This is a genomic window from Rhizobium sp. AAP116, from assembly GCF_001295785.1.
Lineage (GTDB): Bacteria > Pseudomonadota > Alphaproteobacteria > Rhizobiales > Rhizobiaceae > Allorhizobium.
On the sequence record NZ_LJIB01000029.1, the window covers coordinates 1 to 14813 of the forward strand.

The following is a 14813-nucleotide window of genomic DNA, read 5'->3' on the forward strand; positions in this document are numbered from 1 at the left end:
ACAACGTCACGGTTGAAGTCGAGCTGATCGTTCCGATCGCGATGGAAGAAAAGCTGCGCTTCGCTATCCGCGAAGGCGGCCGTACCGTCGGCGCCGGCATCGTCGCTTCGATCATCGAGTAATCGATTGAGATGGCGGCCCTGGGCCACAAGCCCGGGGCCGCTTTTCGTTTCCGTCTGTTGATTGGTGCAAGCCAGTCATGCAGACAGCGCGCATGTCGCCAATTCGTCCAGTCGGGCGGATTGACGAGAGGCCGATTGCGGTGTATGTCGCCGGCCACGATCAGAATCGCACGGTGATTTGCACCGGGGTTCTCAGCGCTGCAGATTTCAAGGCCTGGTGACGGGCTGAGTTCGGCAGGGCTCCTCATGAATGAAGAGAGTGACAGGGGCACCCCGCGGTGCTGCTGTGATTTTTGAAAATTAGGGGCCGGCCAGTCATGGTAATTCACTGTCTCTGCGTATGCGGGACGCAAGAAAAGAAACAAGGACAAGTCGAATGAACGGCCAGAATATCCGCATCCGCCTGAAGGCGTTTGATCACCGGGTTCTCGATGCCTCCACGCGCGAGATCGTGCAGACGGCAAAGCGCACCGGTGCAAGCGTTCGCGGCCCGGTACCGCTCCCGACACGCATTGAAAAATTTACCGTCAACCGTTCGCCGCACGTCGACAAGAAGAGCCGCGAACAGTTCGAAATGCGCACGCATAAGCGCCTGCTCGACATCGTAGACCCGACCCCGCAGACCGTGGACGCGCTGATGAAGCTCGACCTGGCTGCCGGCGTTGACGTCGAGATCAAGCTCTAAGAAGAAATTCCGGCGAGAGCCGTAATAACAAGGAAGGTACGTGGCAAGACCTGCCAACGACTTCTCGAAACGGGAAACCCGATGGTTCGGAAGGGCCTGAGTGGAATCCTTAAACAAAGAGGAAAGGCCTGGATCACTTTTCCCGGCCGCGACTCTCAAGAGGAATGAACCAATGCGTTCAGGTGTGATTGCACAGAAAGTGGGAATGACCCGCGTCTATAACGACGCCGGCGAACATATCCCGGTAACAGTTCTGCGTCTGGATAACGTACAGGTCGTGGCTCAGCGCACGGCCGACAAGAACGGCTATGTCGCGCTTCAGCTCGGTGCCGGTACGTCGAAGGTCAAGAACACGTCGAAGGGCCTTCGTGGTCACTTCGCAGCTGCGAGCGTTGAGCCCAAGGCCAAGCTCGTTGAATTCCGCGTTTCCGAAGACAACCTCATCGATGTCGGCGCACAGCTGACCGCGAGCCATTTTGAAGCCGGCCAGCTGGTCGACGTCACGGGCACGACGATCGGTAAGGGTTTCGCCGGTGCCATGAAGCGTCACAACTTCGGTGGTCTTCGTGCGACCCACGGTGTTTCCGTTTCGCACCGCTCGCATGGTTCGACCGGTTCGAACCAGGATCCGGGCAAGGTCTGGAAGGGCAAGCGCATGGCTGGTCACATGGGCCAGACGCGCGTCACCACCCAGAACCTCGAAGTCGTTTCGACCGATGAAGATCGTGGTCTTATCCTTGTGAAGGGCGCCGTTCCCGGCTCCAAGGGTTCCTGGATCATCGTCCGCGACGCCGTGAAGTCGGCGAAGTAAGGGAGCCAAGCACATGGAATTGAACGTCAAGACCCTCGAGGGCAAGGACGCCGGCAAGCTTTCTCTGTCGGACGAAATCTTCGGCCTTGAGCCCCGCGAAGACCTGATCGCTCGCATGATCCGCTACCAGCTCGCCAAGAAGCGCGCCGGTACGCACAAGACCAAGGGCCGTTCGGAAGTTTCCCGCACTGGCTCCAAGATGTACAAGCAGAAGGGCACCGGTCGTGCTCGTCACCATTCGGCCCGCGCTCCGCAGTTCCGCGGCGGTGGTAAGGCTCATGGCCCGGTTGTTCGCAGCCACGCTCATGATCTGCCGAAGAAGGTTCGTGCGCTCGCTCTGCGCCACGCTCTCTCTGCCAAGATGAAGTCGGAAGACGTGATCATCGTCGACAACCTGGTTGCGGCTGAAGCCAAGACCAAGCTGCTCGTCGGTAGCTTCGCCTCGCTCGGCCTCACCAACGCTCTCGTCATCGGCGGCGCCGAAATCGACAGCAACTTCAAGCTCGCCGCTTCGAACATCCCGAACATCGATGTTCTGCCGGTTCAGGGCATCAACGTTTATGACATCCTGCGCCGTGGCAAGCTCGTGCTTTCCAAGGCTGCGGTGGAAGCTCTGGAGGAGCGGTTCAAATGACGGATCTTCGCCACTATGATGTGATCGTATCTCCGTCGATCACGGAAAAGTCGACCATGGTGTCTGAGTTCAACCAGGTCGTCTTCAACGTCGCCAAGGGTGCAAGCAAGCCGGAAATCAAGGCTGCTGTCGAAGCCCTCTTCGGCGTCAAGGTCACCGCCGTCAATACGCTCGTCCGCAAGGGCAAGACCAAGCGTTTCCGCGGCTTCGCCGGCAAGCAGAAGGACGTCAAGAAAGCCGTCGTGACGCTCGCCGAAGGTCAGTCCATCGACGTGTCGACGGGCGTCTGAGGTAGGGAACAAGAACAATGGCATTGAAAAGCTACAATCCGACGACCCCCAGCCAGCGTCAGCTGGTCATCGTCGACCGCTCTGGCCTCTGGAAGGGCAAGCCGGTCAAGGCGCTGACGGAAGGTCTCTCGAAGAGCGGTGGCCGTAACAACTACGGTCGCATCACCGCTCGCTTCATCGGTGGTGGTCATAAGCGCACCTATCGTCTGGTTGACTTCAAGCGTCGCAAGTTCGACGTCGAAGGCACCGTCGAGCGCCTGGAATACGACCCGAACCGTTCGGCCTTTATCGCTCTCGTCACCTACACCGACGGCGAGCAGGCCTACATCCTTGCTCCGCAGCGCATCGCTGCCGGCGACAAGGTGATCGCATCGGAAAAGGCTGTCGACGTAAAGCCCGGCAACACCATGCCGCTGCAGTACATCCCGGTCGGTTCGATCGTCCACAACGTCGAGATGAAGCCTGGCAAGGGCGGTCAGATTGCACGTTCGGCTGGCACCTACGTCCAGCTGGTCGGCCGCGATGCCGGCATGGCAATCCTGCGCCTGAACTCGGGTGAGCAGCGTCTGGTTCCGGGCTCCTGCCTGGCAACCATCGGTGCCGTTTCCAACCCGGACCACGGCAACACCAACGACGGCAAGGCCGGTCGTACCCGTTGGCGCGGCAAGACCCCGCACAACCGCGGTGTCGTCATGAACCCAGTCGACCACCCGCACGGTGGTGGTGAAGGCCGCACATCCGGTGGTCGTCACCCGGTTTCCCCGTGGGGTAAGCCGACCAAGGGCAAGCGGACTCGCTCGAACAAGTCGACTGACAAGTTCATCATGCGTTCCCGCCACCTGAAGAAGAAGTAAGAGAGGTAGTCAGAAATGGCTCGTTCAGTATGGAAAGGCCCGTTCGTCGACGGCTATCTTCTCAAGAAGGCTGAGAAGGTTCGCGAGACCGGCCGCAGTGAAGTGATCAAGATGTGGAGCCGTCGCTCTACCATCCTGCCGCAGTTCGTAGGTCTCACCTTCGGCGTTTACAACGGCTCGAAGCATGTGCCCGTCTCGGTCAACGAAGACATGGTCGGACACAAGTTTGGTGAATTCGCTCCCACCCGGACCTATTACGGTCACGGTGCGGACAAGAAGGCGAAGAGGAAGTAACGATGGGCAAGGCTAAAACCGAACGCCGGCTCAAGGACAACGAAGCGCAGGCAGTCGCCCGCACGATCCGCGTCAGCCCCCAGAAGCTCAACCTGGTTGCCGCGCTCATCCGCGGCAAGAAGGTCGAGCGCGCTCTCGCTGAGCTGGAATTCTCCCGCAAGCGTATCGCCGCAACCGTTCGCAAGACTCTCGAGTCTGCGATCGCCAACGCCGAGAACAACCATGACCTCGACGTCGACCAGCTGGTCGTTGCCGAAGCCTATGTTGGCAAGTCGATCACCATGAAGCGTTTCCACGCTCGTGGCCGCGGCCGCGCATCGCGCATCGAAAAGCCGTTCTCGCACCTCACCATCGTGGTGCGTGAAGTCGAAGCCAAAGGGGAGGCCGCATAATGGGTCAGAAAATCAATCCGATTGGCTTCCGCCTCGGGATCAATCGCACCTGGGATAGCCGTTGGTTCGCCGACAACGCCGAATACGGCAAGCTGCTCCACGAAGACCTGAAGATCCGCAAGTATCTGATGGACGAGCTGAAGCAGGCCGGCATCGCCAAGGTTGTCATCGAGCGTCCGCACAAGAAGTGCCGCGTCACGATCCACTCGGCTCGCCCGGGTCTGATCATCGGCAAGAAGGGTGCAGACATCGAGAAGCTTCGCAAGAAGATCTCCTCGATGACCAACTCGGAAACCCACCTCAACATCGTTGAAGTGCGCAAGCCGGAAGTCGACGCAACGCTCGTTGCTCAGTCGATCACCCAGCAGCTCGAGCGTCGTATTGCATTCCGTCGCGCCATGAAGCGCGCCGTTCAGTCGGCCATGCGTCTCGGTGCCGAAGGCATCAAGATCACCTGCGCCGGCCGTCTCGGTGGTGCGGAAATCGCTCGTACCGAATGGTACCGCGAAGGTCGCGTTCCGCTCCACACCCTGCGTGCAGACATCGATTACGGTACGGCTGAAGCCGAAACCGCATACGGCATCTGCGGCGTGAAGGTCTGGATCTTCAAGGGCGAAATCCTCGAGCACGATCCGATGGCATCGGAACGCCGTGCGATGGAGGGCGATGCCCAGGGTCCCGCAAGCCGCGAACGCGGTGATCGTGGCGACCGTCGCCGCGAGAACGCTTGATTGAACGCTGGCGAAAGATAAGCTCGGAGAAGTAAGAAAATGTTGCAGCCAAAGCGTACAAAGTACCGCAAGCAGTTCAAGGGCCGCATCAAGGGCGTCGCCAAGGGCGGTTTTGATCTGGCATTCGGTGAATTCGGCCTGAAGGCTCTGGAACCGAACCGCGTGAACGCTCGCGAAATTGAAGCAGCCCGTCGTGCGATCACCCGCTACATGAAGCGTGCTGGTCGCGTGTGGATCCGCGTATTCCCTGACGTTCCGGTCACGGCCAAGCCGACCGAAGTTCGTATGGGTAAGGGTAAGGGTTCGGTCGAATACTGGGCATGCAAGGTCAAGCCCGGCCGTATCATGTTCGAGATCGACGGCGTATCGGAAGAGATCGCGCGCGAGGCTCTCCGCCTCGGTTCCGCCAAGCTCTCTGTCACGACGCGCTTCGTACAGCGCATTGCAGAGTGAGGATCAAGTCGATGAAAGCCGTAGACGTACGCGCCATGAGCGCTGACCAGCTGAACGACGAGCTTGCAAAGCTGAAGAAGGAGCAGTTCAACCTGCGCTTCCAGAAGGCCACCGGCCAGCTCGAGAAGTCTTCCCGTATTCAGGAAGTCCGTCGTGACATCGCACGCGTGAAAACCATTGCCCGCCAGAAGGCGGCAGAAGCCAAGGCCTAAGGACCGAGAAATATGCCGAAACGCATTCTGCAGGGCGTAGTTGTCAGCGATAAGAACGACAAGACCATCGTTGTTCGCGTTGAGCGTCGATTCGCCCATCCTCTGCTTCAGAAGACCGTTCGCCGGTCCAAGAAGTACAAGGCACATGACGAAAACAATCAGTTCAAGACCGGTGACGTCGTTTCCATCCAGGAATGCGCTCCGATCTCCAAGGACAAGTGCTGGACGGTTATCACCGCCCAGGCTTAATTTACGGACTTCCTGCGCAAGGGCTTGCACCTTGCGCAGAAATCTGTATGAAGCAGGCCACTGGCTGAGAACGCTCGGAATCGGGCGTTCTTTTGCTTTGAGCGCACGGAAGGTCCCATATGGGAAACCACCCTGTATTTGTCTTCCCGCGCACACCAGAAATTTATCATAAGCCGGAATAGGGGGCCTCGGCCCAACCGTTCGGGTTACAACAAGAAGGCGACCTGACATGATTCAGATGCAGACTAACCTCGACGTGGCGGATAATTCCGGCGCACGTCGTGTCATGTGCATCAAGGTGCTGGGCGGCTCCAAGCGCAAGTACGCTTCCATCGGCGACATCATTGTCGTTTCGATCAAGGAAGCCATTCCGCGCGGCCGCGTGAAGAAGGGTGACGTGATGAAGGCGGTTGTCGTGCGCACCGCCAAGGACATCCGTCGCGCCGACGGCAGCGTCATCAGATTCGATAACAACGCAGCTGTTCTTATCGACAACAAGAAAGAGCCCATCGGCACCCGTATCTTCGGACCGGTTCCGCGCGAACTTCGCGCCAAGAACCACATGAAGATCATCTCGCTGGCTCCGGAAGTACTGTAAGGGAGCGACGAGCGATGAACAAGATTCGTAAGGGCGACAAGGTCGTCGTACTCGCTGGCAAGGACAAGGGCCGTTCGGGCGAAGTCCTCCAGGTCATGCCGAAGGAAGACCGTGCGGTCGTCCGTGGCATCAATGTTGTCAAGCGCCACCAGCGCCAGACGCAGACCGCGGAAGCCGGCATCATCAGCAAGGAAGCTTCGATCCATCTGTCGAACATCGCGATCGTCGACAAGGACGGCAAGCCGACCCGCGTCGGTTTCCAGGTCGTCGACGGCAAGAAGGTTCGTGTGGCCAAGCGTTCGGGAGAAGTGATCGATGGCTGAGTCCAAGTACGAGCCGCGGCTCAAGGTTGAATACGTAAACCGCATCCGCAAGGCGATGCAGGAGCAGTTCTCCTTCGCCAACGAGATGCAGATCCCGAAGCTGGACAAGATCGTCATCAACATGGGCGTGGGTGAGGCAACTGCCGACTCCAAGAAGCCCACCGTTGCTGCTGCTGACCTTGCTGCGATCGCCGGCCAGAAGCCGGTCATCACCAAGGCCCGCAACTCGATCGCTGGCTTCAAGGTTCGCGAGCACATGCCGATCGGCGCAAAGGTCACCCTGCGCGGCGCCCGCATGTATGAGTTCCTGGACCGCCTGGTCAACATCGCGCTTCCGCGCGTTCGCGACTTCCGCGGCCTGAACCCGAAGTCCTTTGACGGCCGTGGCAACTTCGCCATGGGCATCAAGGAGCACATTGTGTTCCCGGAGATCAACTACGATAAGGTTGATCAGATGTGGGGCATGGACATCATCGTTTGCACGACGGCGACCAACGACGACGAAGCTCGGGCTCTTCTGAAAGAGTTCAACTTCCCGTTCCGTCAGTAACCGTAACGACGAGCGTAGAAGAGGAACTTCAATATGGCGAAGACAAGCGCAGTTGAAAAGAACAAGCGCCGCCGCAAGATCGTCGCAAACCAGGCCGCAAAGCGCGCCGGGCTCAAGGCGATCATCATGAACCAGTCTCTTTCGATTGAAGAGCGGTTCAAGGCCACCCTGAAGCTGGCAGAACTGCCGCGCGATGGCTCCAAGACCCGTATTCGCAACCGTTGCGAAGTCACTGGTCGTCCGCGTGCATTCTACCGCAAGCTTGGAATGTCGCGTATCGCGCTTCGTGAGCTTGGCAACACCGGCAAGGTGCCGGGCGTTGTAAAGTCGAGCTGGTAAGGAGACGCCAATATGACGATGACTGATCCGTTGGGCGATATGCTCACCCGTATCCGGAATGGTGCCGCTCGCCGCAAGAGCTCTGTCACCACCCCGGCCTCCAAGCTCCGTGCCCGCGTTCTCGACGTTCTGCAGGCCGAAGGCTACATCCGTGGCTACAGCCAGGTCGATTACGACAATGGCAAGTCCGAGATCACGATCGAACTGAAGTACTACGAAGGTTCTTCGGTCATTCGCGAAATCGGCCGCGTATCCAAGCCGGGCCGCCGAGTTTATGTCTCGGTTAAGTCCATCCCGCAGGTCGCGAACGGCCTCGGCATCACCATCCTTTCGACTCCGAAGGGTGTGATGGCCGATCACCAGGCTCGCGAACAGAACGTTGGTGGTGAGGTACTCTGCTCCGTCTTCTAAGACGGGCAGGGGATCTCCATAGCGAACAGACAGGATAAAAACTATGTCTCGTATCGGTAAGAAGCCCGTTCCGGTTCCGGCTGGTGTGACCGCCTCTGTCGAAGGCCAGAAGGTCTCCGTCAAGGGTCCGAAGGGTGAACTTTTCTTCGTCGCAAACGACGAAATCTCCGTGAAGCTCGAAGACAACGCTGTTGTCGTTCAGCCGAACAACGACTCCAAGGATGCTCGTTCGAAGTGGGGCATGTCCCGCACGATGATCGAAAACATCCTGAAGGGTGTTAAGGACGGTTACGAGCGCAAGCTCGAAATCAACGGCGTTGGTTACCGTGCGTCGCTTCAGGGCAAGAACCTGCAGCTGGCACTCGGCTTCAGCCATGATGTCGTCTATGAGCCGCCGGTCGGCATCTCGATTGCTGTTCCGAAGCCGACCGAAATCATCGTGTCCGGCATCAACAAGCAGCAGGTCGGCCAGGTTGCTGCCGAGATCCGCGAATATCGCGGTCCGGAGCCCTACAAGGGCAAGGGCGTCAAGTATGCCGAAGAGCGGATCGTCCGCAAAGAAGGCAAGAAGAAGTAAGGATCGCGCGAAATGGCAAGCAGAAAAGAAGCACTTGTTCGCCGTGCGAACCGCGTACGGCGTCAGATCAAGGCGGTGGCAAATGGCCGTCCGCGTCTGTCGGTACATCGCTCTTCGAAGAACATCTACGCTCAGATCATCGACGACGTCGCTGGCAAGACCCTCGCGGCTGCCTCGACCCTCGATGGTGGCCTGAAGGCCGAGCTCAAGACCGGAGCCGACATCGCAGCAGCTGCTGCCGTTGGCAAGCTGGTTGCCGAGCGCGCCGTCAAGGCTGGCGTGAACGAAGTTGTCTTCGACCGTGGCGCCTTCATCTATCACGGCCGCATCAAGGCTCTCGCCGAAGCGGCTCGTGAAGGTGGTCTGACCTTCTAAGACTAATTTCCACCCGGGCTTGCGTCCGGGTGGATTTCCGGCTTTATGCCGGTCACACCGGATTCCACCTTGACCCGACAGGGCAGGGTGGAACTTTGCGTAATCTGCCGATTGCACCCGGAAAAGAAAAAGGAAAAGGACAATGGCACAAGAAAAGCGTGGTTCGCGGGATGACCGTCAGAACCGTGAAGAGCGCGATAGCGAGTTTGTCGACAAGCTGGTCGCCATCAACCGCGTCGCCAAGGTCGTCAAGGGCGGCCGTCGTTTCGGCTTCGCAGCCCTCGTCGTCGTCGGCGACCAGAAGGGCCGTGTAGGCTTCGGTCATGGCAAGGCACGTGAAGTGCCGGAAGCCATCCGCAAGGCGACCGAAGCTGCAAAGCGCGACTTGATCTTCGTTCCCCTGCGTGACGGCCGTACGCTGCATCACGACGTCAATGGCCGCCACGGCGCCGGCAAGGTTCTGCTGCGCTCCGCCAAGGCCGGTACCGGTATCATCGCCGGTGGTCCGATGCGCGCCGTGTTCGAAACGCTCGGCATGTCCGACGTTGTCGCCAAGTCGACCGGTTCGTCGAACCCGTACAACATGGTTCGCGCTACCTTCGACGCCCTGAAGCACCAGGTGCATCCGAAGGACGTCGCTGCTCAGCGTGGTCTGAAGTATGCTACCCTCCAGGCTCGCCGCGCTGCTTCTGGCAACGCAGCTGAAGAATAAGAGGAGTCTGATCCATGGCCAAGGCTACGAAGAAGACTGAAGCAAAGACGATCACGGTCGAGCAGATCGGTTCGCCTATTCGCCGTCCGGCTGTCCAGCGCGCAACGCTGGTTGGTCTGGGCCTCAACAAGATGCACCGGGTCCGCACCCTGGAAGATACACCTTCCGTTCGTGGCATGATCCGTGCTGTCCAGCATCTCGTTCGCGTCGTCGACGAGAAGTGAGACGGGGGAAGTCATCATGAAACTGAATGAAATCAAAGACAACGAAGGCGCTTCCAAGGAACGTATCCGCGTAGGTCGCGGTATCGGTTCTGGCAAGGGCAAGACCGGTGGTCGCGGCGTCAAGGGTCAGAAGGCTCGTTCTGGCGTTGCCATCAACGGCTTCGAAGGCGGTCAGATGCCTATCTACCGTCGTCTGCCGAAGCGCGGCTTCAACAACATCTTCGCATCGGAATACGTCACCGTTTCGCTCGGCCGTATTCAGACCGCGATCGATGCTGGCAAGCTCGACGCCAAGGCAACGGTTGATGCCGATTCGCTCAAGGCAGCCGGCGTGATCCGTCGCACCAAGGACGGCGTGCGCGTGCTCTCCGATGGCGAACTGAAGGCCAAGGTCACGATCGAAGTCGCCGGCGCCTCCAAGGCAGCCGTCGAGAAGATCGAAAAGGCCGGCGGTTCCATCAAGCTGCTCGAAGCAGCCAAGGAAGCCGCTGAATAAGTGAAAGACAATCGCCCGGGGTGCTTCACACCGGGCGATTTTGCTCCCATATGTGAGCCTCACGATCCCAGGACGGAATGGACGTCGTTTCGTCTTCCGGGTCATCTGGAAAACACGAGTGTGAGGCATGCGGTTGTTCGCAACTTCTCCCGCGCCCTGTTTTCTTAAAAACAGTTTGAACGAATAGCCTCCGGTTTCGACGGATTACCGTCGCCGGTTTAGGTTTGCGGAGAATTCTATGGCTTCTGCAGCGGAACAACTGGCCTCGAACCTCAACTTCTCGACTTTCGCCAAGGCGGAAGATCTGAAGAAGCGTCTGTGGTTCACTCTGGCCGCATTGCTGGTTTATCGCCTCGGCACGCATATTCCGCTGCCCGGCCTCAACCCGGAGGCTTATGCCGCGGCCTTCCAGGGCCAGTCCGGTGGTATCCTCGGTCTTTTCAACATGTTTGCCGGTGGCGCCGTCGAGCGCATGGCGATCTTCGCGCTGGGCATCATGCCCTACATCTCCGCGTCGATCATCGTGCAGCTGATGACGTCGGTCGTGCCGTCCCTCGAGCAGCTCAAGAAAGAGGGCGAGCAGGGCCGCAAGATCATCAACCAGTATACCCGCTACGGCACCGTGCTTCTCGGCACGCTGCAGGCCTACGGCATCGCCGTCGGTCTCGAATCGGGGCAGGGAATCGTTGCCGATCCAGGCTGGTTCTTCCGCATTTCGACCGTTCTGACGCTGCTTGGCGGCACCATGTTCCTGATGTGGCTCGGTGAGCAGATCACCTCGCGCGGCATCGGCAATGGTATTTCGCTGATCATCTTCGCCGGCATCGCTGCCGGTTTGCCGGCCGCTGTCGCCCAGACGCTTGAACTCGGCCGCACCGGCGCGCTGTCCACCCTGATGATTCTCACCGTCATCTTCGTGGCCATCGCCGTCATCGCGCTGATCGTCTTCGTCGAGCGTGCTCAGCGCCGTCTTCTGATCCAGTATCCGAAGCGTCAGGTCGGCAACCGCATGTTCCAGGGCGACACCTCGCACCTGCCGCTGAAGCTGAACACTGCAGGCGTCATTCCGGCGATCTTTGCGTCGTCGCTTCTGCTCCTGCCGGCAACAGCCGCCGGCTTCTCCGGCAACAGCCAGCTTCCGGGCTGGGCGACTACGGTGATCGCAGCTCTGCAGCACGGTCATCCGGTCTATATGATGCTCTACGGCGCGTTGATCGCCTTCTTCGCCTTCTTCTACACGGCCATCGTCTTCAACCCGAAGGATACGGCTGACAACTTGAAAAAGCATGGCGGCTTCATCCCCGGCATCCGCCCGGGTGAGCGCACTGCCGAGTACATCGACTACGTGCTGACCCGTATTACGGTCGTTGGCGCCGCCTACCTCGTTTTCGTCTGCGTACTGCCCGAAATCCTCATCGCACGCACCGGGATCCCATTAGCCCTTGGTGGTACTTCGCTTTTGATTGTTGTCAGCGTGACCCTTGATACTGTAGCACAGGTTCAGGGACATCTGATCGCCCAGCAATATGAGGGCCTGATCAAGAAGTCGAAGTTGCGTGGAGGAAAGAGGGGACGATGAGACTGATTCTGTTAGGACCGCCGGGCGCGGGGAAGGGAACCCAGGCCCAGCGGATCGTGGAGAAGCACGGCATTCCGCAGCTCTCCACCGGTGACATGCTCCGTGCCGCGGTATCCGCGGGCACGGAGGTCGGCAAGCGCGCCAAGGCCGTCATGGATGCTGGCAAGTTGGTTTCCGACGATATCGTCATCGCCATCGTCTCCGAGCGCATCGATGCGCCCGACTGTGCCAATGGCTTCATCCTCGATGGCTTTCCCCGGACGCTCGTCCAGGCGGATGCCACCGAGGCGATGCTCAAGGGCAAGGACCTCGATCTGTCGGCAGTCGTCGAGATCCGCGTCGACGACGAGATCCTGGCGGATCGAATCGCCGGCCGCTACACCTGCGCAAACTGTGGCGCCGGTTATCACGACGAGAACCTGAAGCCGAAGGTGGATGGCGTCTGCGACAAGTGTGGTTCGACCCATTTCAAGCGTCGTCCCGACGATAACCGTGATACGGTCCGCACCCGCTTGCAGGCCTATTACAAGGAAACCTCGCCGCTGATCGGCTATTACCACGCCAAGGGTAAGCTGCATTCGGTCGACGGCATGGGTGAGATCGATGCCGTCACCGGCGAGATCGAGGCCATTCTCGCCAAGCTCTAGAGGCTGGCAGTCCAAGAATCTTCGCGGGGCCGGTTGCTTTTGGCAGCCGATTCCGCTAAAGACCGCGCCAACTCGCGACATGACTGCGATCGGCGCGTTCTTCCAAAACGCTGGGAGACCGGGTTCGATCGTTTTGGTTTGTCGAGAACCCGAATTGTAATTGCGGTCCCTTTGGGCCGTGTAACGAGACACCACTTGCCGGATGGCAACTGGAAGCAAGGAGAATAGGCGTGGCACGTATCGCTGGCGTCAACATCCCGACTGCGAAGCGCGTTGTTATCGCGCTGACCTACATTCACGGGATTGGACCGAAGTTCGCATCTGAAATCATGGAGAAGGTCGGTCTTCCGGCTGACAAGCGCGTTCACCAGCTGACCGACGCTGAAGTTCTTCAGATCCGCGAAACCATCGACCGCGACTACCAGGTCGAAGGTGACCTGCGTCGCGATACCGCGATGAACATCAAGCGTTTGATGGACCTCGGCTGCTACCGTGGCCTTCGCCACCGTCGTGGTCTGCCGGTTCGCGGTCAGCGCACGCACACCAACGCCCGCACCCGCAAGGGTCCGGCGAAGGCGATTGCTGGTAAGAAGAAGTAATTTTTCGCGGCATTCGGAAAAGGGCAGTGGGCGTCAGGGTGACCTGATGCCCACTGCCTTCATCCTGTTGCCGCGATTGGTGTAGCCGCTGGCATTACGGCGGTGCTTAGATCAACTGAAAGGAAGACCATGGCCAAGGAAGCCACACGCGTTCGCCGTCGCGAACGTAAAAATATCTCGTCGGGCGTTGCTCACGTCAACTCGACCTTCAACAACACGATGATCACCATCACCGACGCACAGGGCAACGCAATTGCCTGGTCGTCTGCTGGTGCCAAGGGCTTCAAGGGTTCGCGCAAGTCGACCCCGTTCGCTGCCCAGATCGCTGCTGAAGACTGCGCCAAGAAGGCTCAGGAACACGGCATGAAGACGCTGGAAGTTGAAGTTTGCGGTCCGGGCTCCGGTCGTGAATCCGCTCTGCGCGCCCTCCAGGCTGCCGGCTTCATGATCACGTCCATCCGCGACGTGACCCCGATCCCGCACAATGGCTGCCGTCCGCGCAAGAAGCGTCGCGTCTAATCATTCTTCGTTTTGCCGGGCAGGCTTATTCGCCTTCCCGGTGCTTCTCATATTCGGCCGTCACGATTGAATGGTGATGGCGAACGGAAGGTAAAATCATGATTCAGAAGAATTGGCAGGAACTGATCAAGCCGAACAAGGTGGAATTCTCCTCCTCCGGCCGCACCAAGGCGACGCTCGTCGCCGAGCCGCTTGAGCGTGGCTTCGGCCTGACGCTCGGCAACGCTCTGCGTCGCGTTCTCCTGTCGTCGCTTCGTGGTGCAGCCGTCACGGCTGTCCAGATCGACGGCGTTCTGCACGAGTTCTCGTCTATCCCGGGCGTTCGCGAAGATGTCACCGACATCGTCCTGAACATCAAGGAAATCGCCATCAAGATGGACGGCGACGATGCCAAGCGCATGGTTGTCCGCAAGCAGGGTCCGGGCGTTGTAACCGCCGGTGACATCCAGACGGTCGGCGACATTGAGATCCTGAACCCCAACCACGTGATCTGCACCCTCGACGAGGGAGCCGAAATCCGTATGGAGTTCACGGTCAACAACGGCAAGGGTTACGTGCCGGCCGAGCGCAACCGCGCGGAAGATGCACCGATCGGTCTCATCCCGGTCGATAGCCTCTATTCGCCGGTCAAGAAGGTGTCCTACAAGGTCGAAAACACCCGTGAGGGCCAGGTTCTCGACTATGACAAGCTGCTGATGACCATCGAAACCGATGGTTCCGTCACCGGTGAGGACGCTGTCGCTTTCGCTGCCCGCATCCTTCAGGACCAGCTCGGCGTTTTCGTCAACTTCGACGAACCGCAGAAGGAAGCCGAAGAGGAAGCCGTCACCGAGCTCGCCTTCAACCCGGCGCTGCTCAAGAAGGTCGACGAGCTGGAGCTTTCGGTCCGCTCGGCAAACTGCCTGAAGAACGACAACATCGTTTACATCGGCGATCTGATCCAGAAGACCGAGGCAGAGATGCTGCGCACGCCGAACTTCGGCCGGAAGTCGCTGAACGAAATCAAGGAAGTTCTCGCTTCCATGGGCCTGCACCTCGGTATGGAAGTACCGGCATGGCCGCCCGAGAACATCGAAGATCTCGCGAAGCGTTACGAAGACCAGTATTAATAACAGTGAAGGCAGCCTCTAAATCTGC

Annotated in this window: 26 protein-coding genes and 1 pseudogene; all 27 read left to right on the forward strand. The window is 59.2% G+C overall.

Features of this window, described 5'->3' with window-relative positions; all coding sequences use genetic code 11:
- Positions 1 to 122 (forward strand): annotated as a pseudogene (tuf, locus tag IP85_RS22030) (elongation factor Tu); the annotation flags it as partial.
- A gap of 376 nt (positions 123 to 498) precedes the next feature.
- Positions 499 to 807, forward strand: coding sequence for a 30S ribosomal protein S10 (gene rpsJ, locus IP85_RS17500; RefSeq protein ID WP_009109911.1), 309 nt, complete (start codon positions 499 to 501; stop codon positions 805 to 807).
- A 172-nt stretch (positions 808 to 979) separates the two neighbouring features.
- Positions 980 to 1618 carry a 50S ribosomal protein L3 gene (gene rplC, locus IP85_RS17505; RefSeq protein WP_006728687.1) on the forward strand — a complete coding sequence of 213 codons (639 nt, stop codon included), beginning with the start codon at positions 980 to 982 and terminating at the stop codon, positions 1616 to 1618.
- Positions 1619 to 1631: 13 nt separating this feature from the next.
- Entirely contained in the window at positions 1632 to 2252 is a 621-nt protein-coding gene (rplD, locus tag IP85_RS17510) for a 50S ribosomal protein L4 (protein WP_054150965.1), read from the forward strand.
- Entirely contained in the window at positions 2249 to 2542 is a 294-nt protein-coding gene (locus IP85_RS17515; RefSeq protein ID WP_006728685.1) for a 50S ribosomal protein L23, read from the forward strand. Before rplD ends, IP85_RS17515 begins: the two co-directional genes overlap by 4 nt.
- A gap of 17 nt (positions 2543 to 2559) precedes the next feature.
- Positions 2560 to 3396: a 50S ribosomal protein L2 gene (rplB, locus tag IP85_RS17520; RefSeq protein WP_006728684.1), complete on the forward strand. Its 837-nt coding sequence runs from the start codon at positions 2560 to 2562 to the stop codon at positions 3394 to 3396.
- A gap of 15 nt (positions 3397 to 3411) precedes the next feature.
- The gene (gene rpsS, locus IP85_RS17525; protein ID WP_006728683.1) at positions 3412 to 3690 is read left to right on the forward strand and encodes a 30S ribosomal protein S19; all 279 of its coding nucleotides are present in this window, start codon (positions 3412 to 3414) and stop codon (positions 3688 to 3690) included.
- Positions 3691 to 3692: 2 nt separating this feature from the next.
- Entirely contained in the window at positions 3693 to 4082 is a 390-nt protein-coding gene (gene rplV / locus IP85_RS17530; protein ID WP_054150966.1) for a 50S ribosomal protein L22, read from the forward strand.
- Entirely contained in the window at positions 4082 to 4813 is a 732-nt protein-coding gene (gene rpsC, locus IP85_RS17535) for a 30S ribosomal protein S3 (RefSeq protein WP_054150967.1), read from the forward strand. Before rplV ends, rpsC begins: the two co-directional genes overlap by 1 nt.
- Positions 4814 to 4852: 39 nt before the next feature.
- Positions 4853 to 5266, forward strand: coding sequence for a 50S ribosomal protein L16 (gene rplP / locus IP85_RS17540; protein ID WP_006728680.1), 414 nt, complete (start codon positions 4853 to 4855; stop codon positions 5264 to 5266).
- Positions 5267 to 5277: 11 nt separating this feature from the next.
- Positions 5278 to 5478 (forward strand): 50S ribosomal protein L29, encoded by a 201-nt coding sequence (gene rpmC / locus IP85_RS17545; protein ID WP_006728679.1) that lies wholly within the window; start codon positions 5278 to 5280, stop codon positions 5476 to 5478.
- Positions 5479 to 5490: 12 nt separating this feature from the next.
- Positions 5491 to 5727 (forward strand): 30S ribosomal protein S17, encoded by a 237-nt coding sequence (gene rpsQ / locus IP85_RS17550; protein WP_054150968.1) that lies wholly within the window; start codon positions 5491 to 5493, stop codon positions 5725 to 5727.
- Positions 5728 to 5956: 229 nt separating this feature from the next.
- Entirely contained in the window at positions 5957 to 6325 is a 369-nt protein-coding gene (rplN, locus tag IP85_RS17555; RefSeq protein ID WP_006728677.1) for a 50S ribosomal protein L14, read from the forward strand.
- Positions 6326 to 6339: 14 nt separating this feature from the next.
- Positions 6340 to 6648, forward strand: a complete 309-nt coding sequence (rplX, locus tag IP85_RS17560) for a 50S ribosomal protein L24 (RefSeq protein ID WP_054150969.1) — start codon at positions 6340 to 6342, stop codon at positions 6646 to 6648.
- Positions 6641 to 7198 (forward strand): 50S ribosomal protein L5, encoded by a 558-nt coding sequence (gene rplE / locus IP85_RS17565; protein ID WP_054150970.1) that lies wholly within the window; start codon positions 6641 to 6643, stop codon positions 7196 to 7198. The genes rplX and rplE overlap by 8 nt, the downstream gene beginning before the upstream one ends.
- Positions 7199 to 7231: 33 nt before the next feature.
- Complete coding sequence (gene rpsN / locus IP85_RS17570; RefSeq protein ID WP_054150971.1) at positions 7232 to 7537, forward strand: 30S ribosomal protein S14; 306 nt, start codon at positions 7232 to 7234, stop codon at positions 7535 to 7537.
- Positions 7538 to 7549: 12 nt separating this feature from the next.
- Positions 7550 to 7948: a 30S ribosomal protein S8 gene (gene rpsH, locus IP85_RS17575; protein ID WP_006728673.1), complete on the forward strand. Its 399-nt coding sequence runs from the start codon at positions 7550 to 7552 to the stop codon at positions 7946 to 7948.
- Positions 7949 to 7991: 43 nt separating this feature from the next.
- Complete coding sequence (gene rplF, locus IP85_RS17580; RefSeq protein ID WP_006728672.1) at positions 7992 to 8525, forward strand: 50S ribosomal protein L6; 534 nt, start codon at positions 7992 to 7994, stop codon at positions 8523 to 8525.
- 12 nt (positions 8526 to 8537) lie between these two features.
- Complete coding sequence (gene rplR / locus IP85_RS17585; protein WP_054150972.1) at positions 8538 to 8900, forward strand: 50S ribosomal protein L18; 363 nt, start codon at positions 8538 to 8540, stop codon at positions 8898 to 8900.
- A 142-nt stretch (positions 8901 to 9042) separates the two neighbouring features.
- Positions 9043 to 9612: a 30S ribosomal protein S5 gene (rpsE, locus tag IP85_RS17590; RefSeq protein WP_054150973.1), complete on the forward strand. Its 570-nt coding sequence runs from the start codon at positions 9043 to 9045 to the stop codon at positions 9610 to 9612.
- Between the two features lie 14 nt (positions 9613 to 9626).
- Complete coding sequence (gene rpmD / locus IP85_RS17595) at positions 9627 to 9836, forward strand: 50S ribosomal protein L30 (RefSeq protein ID WP_006728669.1); 210 nt, start codon at positions 9627 to 9629, stop codon at positions 9834 to 9836.
- 16 nt (positions 9837 to 9852) lie between these two features.
- Positions 9853 to 10332 (forward strand): 50S ribosomal protein L15, encoded by a 480-nt coding sequence (gene rplO, locus IP85_RS17600; RefSeq protein ID WP_054150974.1) that lies wholly within the window; start codon positions 9853 to 9855, stop codon positions 10330 to 10332.
- A 238-nt stretch (positions 10333 to 10570) separates the two neighbouring features.
- The gene (gene secY, locus IP85_RS17605) at positions 10571 to 11911 is read left to right on the forward strand and encodes a preprotein translocase subunit SecY (RefSeq protein ID WP_054150975.1); all 1341 of its coding nucleotides are present in this window, start codon (positions 10571 to 10573) and stop codon (positions 11909 to 11911) included.
- Positions 11908 to 12558, forward strand: coding sequence for an adenylate kinase (locus IP85_RS17610; protein WP_054150976.1), 651 nt, complete (start codon positions 11908 to 11910; stop codon positions 12556 to 12558). The genes secY and IP85_RS17610 overlap by 4 nt, the downstream gene beginning before the upstream one ends.
- 230 nt (positions 12559 to 12788) lie before the next feature.
- Complete coding sequence (gene rpsM, locus IP85_RS17615) at positions 12789 to 13157, forward strand: 30S ribosomal protein S13 (protein ID WP_054150977.1); 369 nt, start codon at positions 12789 to 12791, stop codon at positions 13155 to 13157.
- Between the two features lie 129 nt (positions 13158 to 13286).
- Positions 13287 to 13676 (forward strand): 30S ribosomal protein S11, encoded by a 390-nt coding sequence (rpsK, locus tag IP85_RS17620; protein ID WP_006728663.1) that lies wholly within the window; start codon positions 13287 to 13289, stop codon positions 13674 to 13676.
- A gap of 98 nt (positions 13677 to 13774) precedes the next feature.
- Positions 13775 to 14785, forward strand: a complete 1011-nt coding sequence (locus IP85_RS17625; protein WP_006728661.1) for a DNA-directed RNA polymerase subunit alpha — start codon at positions 13775 to 13777, stop codon at positions 14783 to 14785.
- Positions 14786 to 14813: the final 28 nt, after the last annotated feature.